Annotated in this window: 2 protein-coding genes and 2 pseudogenes; 1 reads left to right on the top strand and 3 read right to left on the bottom strand. The window is 30.7% G+C overall.

Going from position 1 to position 3002, the window contains the following annotated elements; translation table 11 throughout:
* Positions 1-676 (top strand): annotated as a pseudogene (locus BG20_RS04570) (type 1 glutamine amidotransferase family protein); the annotation flags it as partial.
* Here BG20_RS04570 and BG20_RS13885 read toward each other — a convergent pair.
* The 3 genes and pseudogenes from BG20_RS13885 to BG20_RS04555 all read right to left on the bottom strand — a co-directional run.
* Positions 665-1307: pseudogene (locus BG20_RS13885) on the bottom strand (precorrin-8X methylmutase). The pseudogenes BG20_RS04570 and BG20_RS13885 sit on opposite strands and share 12 nt — an antisense overlap.
* A complete protein-coding gene (locus tag BG20_RS04560; RefSeq protein WP_010191473.1) occupies positions 1297-2049 on the bottom strand; it encodes a sirohydrochlorin chelatase in 753 nt (250 codons plus the stop codon). The pseudogene BG20_RS13885 and the gene BG20_RS04560 overlap by 11 nt, the downstream one beginning before the upstream one ends.
* Positions 2046-3002, bottom strand: a 957-nt coding sequence (locus BG20_RS04555) for a cobalt-precorrin 5A hydrolase (protein ID WP_010191471.1), incomplete at its 5' end; no start/stop codon positions are given. The genes BG20_RS04555 and BG20_RS04560, both read right to left, overlap by 4 nt.

The raw sequence follows: 3002 nt of genomic DNA, 5'->3' as shown, positions 1-3002 counted from the left end.
TCCTATACCGCTTCAAAAAAATGTTAAAATTAAAACAAAAAAACCAACAACTACAATTGCTATAGCACTTGATGGTTCTTTTAATTTCTATTACCGTGATAATCTTAATGCACTAAGAAGAGAAGGTGCAAATCTTAAGTTTTTTAGTCCTATAAATAATAAAAAACTTCCAGAATCTGATGGAATTTACATTGGAGGAGGTTTTCCAGAGATTTTAGGTAATTTATTAGAAAAAAATCATGTGATGAAAAAAACCATAAAGAAATTATCTGAAGATTCTGCTCCAATTTATGCTGAATGTGGTGGGCTAATGTATCTTACAAAATCTATTGATTATGGGAATAAAAAATTTAAAATGATTGGATTATTTGATGCAGATACTAAAATGACTAAGAAAATGAAATTAAATTATACAAAAGGCAAGATTGTTTTAAAAAATACAATCACAAATAAAACACATGAATTACGTGGACATGAATTTCATTATTCTGAATTAGATTCTGTTTCCTCTGATTCAAAATTTGCATATGAATTAGACATTGGACTAGGAATTAAAAACCAAAAAGATGGATTAATTCAATACAACACACTTGCATCTTATGGGCATCTCTATTTTGATAGTTCTGATTATGCTAAAGTTTTTGTGAAAAATTGCATTAATTACTCAAGAAGATGACTCTGCTCTAACAAGCTTGTATAAAGCATTAATTATTGCAGAAGCAGAAGAACTCCCACCCTTTCTTCCTATATTTGTAATAAATGGCGTTTCCTCTAATTTGCTCAATTCTTCTTTTGATTCTGCAGCACAGATAAATCCAACTGGAATTCCGATTATTAGAGCAGGTTTAACAATTCCTTCTTTTACCATTCCTATCACTTCCAAAAGTGCAGTTGGAGCATTACCAACTGCAACTATTCCACCGTCAATATCTGAAGATGCTATTCTCATTGATACCTGAGAGCGAGTTTTGTTTTCTTTTTTTGCAATTTCCATTATTTCTGGGTTAGAAATATTACAAACAATCTTGTTTTGAAAATCTTTTGGATTTTGTTTATTGAGACCACCTATTACCCCATTAACATCAACTACAATACTACATCCATTTTTTTAGCGCATTTATTCCACTTTCAATTGCTTTTTTATGAAAGATCACTCTATTTTCTTTTGCAAAATCAAAATCTGCAGTTGAATGAATTATTCTTCTAACAATTGGCCATTCTTTTTCATTATATTGATGTGTTCCAATCTCTTCATCAATCATTTGCATACTTGCATCTTCAATTGATTGACCTTTTCTAGTCTGCACTTTCAACCTCTTTTGCTCTTTCTATAATCAAATCAATCATTTTTTCGTCTACTCCTAAATGTTTTGTAATGTATGCCTTTTTGATACTAGAGTTTTCTAGTGCAGGTTTAAGATCATTGTTAATATCAGTTTTAACATGTGCACCTTCATGTAAGAAATAAAATACAATTACTAAAACTTGTGGTTTATTTTTTTCACAAGTTTTAATCCCCTCAACAATATCTGGTTGTTCTATCTCTAACCAACATCTGTTTACATTTCTATAATTATTTTTTAATCCATCAACTACATAATCTAATGATAATTGTGCATTAGGATCTTTACTACCATGTCCAATTATCAAAACATCTACATCTTTTTTTGGGATTGTAATCTGATTCTCTTGTAAAGTTGTAGCTATTCTATTTTCAACTAAGCTGATTAGAGTTTTATGCATACTCATTGGTTTTGTTACAACAAATTTTACTTTGGTATCTTTCTGAAATTTCATAACATCTGTTACTGCATTCTTTACTTTTTTACCAGGATACAGAAAATATGGAACTATTGTTAAATGATCAATGTCTTGTTTAAGACATCTTTTAATTCCATCTTCAATATATGGGGGTTCTACTTCTAGAAAACAATATTCTGTAAACACATAGTCTCTTTTTGCCTTTATTGCATCACAAATAATCTCTAATTCTTCTGATGCCTCTCTTTCTCTGCTTCCTCTATCTATTAGTAATAGTCCACGCTTCAATTTACTATCCTCGCTACGGCTATTGTCAAATTTGGTGGAAATTTTTGTTTTTCAACAATTAACTCTCCTCTAGATACTTTGATTGCAGCAGCCTCTGACACGCTAGAAGTTCCCTCAAATGCTTTGACTGTATCTGACGGATTAGGTGCAGAAATTTCAGCCAACTCTTCTCTATTTACATATTCCACATTAACCCCCATTTCTTTTCCAATATCAATCAGTCCTTTGACATCCTCTGATTTTTTAATTGAGGCTAATTTTGCAATAGATTTTTCACTTAGTTTGAATTTCTGCAAACAAACATCTATTCCCTCCTTTATGGTTTGCTTAGATGTATCCCAATGCAATCCAATTCCTACTACTAAACTAGGTGGTCTATACACTACAGAATTTTTAAGAAAATCACCTTCTAAAATTTTATCAGAAATTATTAGATATCCTTTGGAATTCGAATTTATCATTTCTTCTAAGCTAGGATAATTTTTTACATTTTTTGGCAGTTCTTTTACCCAATTTTTCTTTCCTGCTTCTTGGTAAACTCCTATACTCTCTTCATTTACCATGTGTGCACTAACTTTGGTTACTGTAGAATCATCATCTATTTTCCAACCAAATTCTTTTCCTACGAGATCAACTGCTATTGTTTTATTAACATCTGCAGCAGTAGTAATTACAGGTTTAGCATCAAGTTTTTGAGCAATAATTTGTGTCAATTCATTTGCTCCACCTAAATGTCCTGATAACATGCTAATCACAAAATTAGCCTTGTCATCAATCACAATTACTGCTGGATCTGTTTTTTTGTCTTTCAAATATGGTGCAATAAGTCTAATTACAGCACCCAAAGAAAATATACAAATCAATGCAGTATTGTTTTTAAAAAGTTCAACAATCTTTTCAGATGTAGATTCTGTATACCAAATTATATGATTATTGTTATCTGAAAACTTAGC

The sequence above is a fragment of the Candidatus Nitrosarchaeum limnium BG20 genome, assembly GCF_000241145.1.
GTDB lineage: Archaea > Thermoproteota > Nitrososphaeria > Nitrososphaerales > Nitrosopumilaceae > Nitrosarchaeum > Nitrosarchaeum limnae.
The sequence above is the reverse complement of the archived record's forward strand: the minus strand, read 5'-3'. Positions and strand labels throughout refer to the sequence as shown.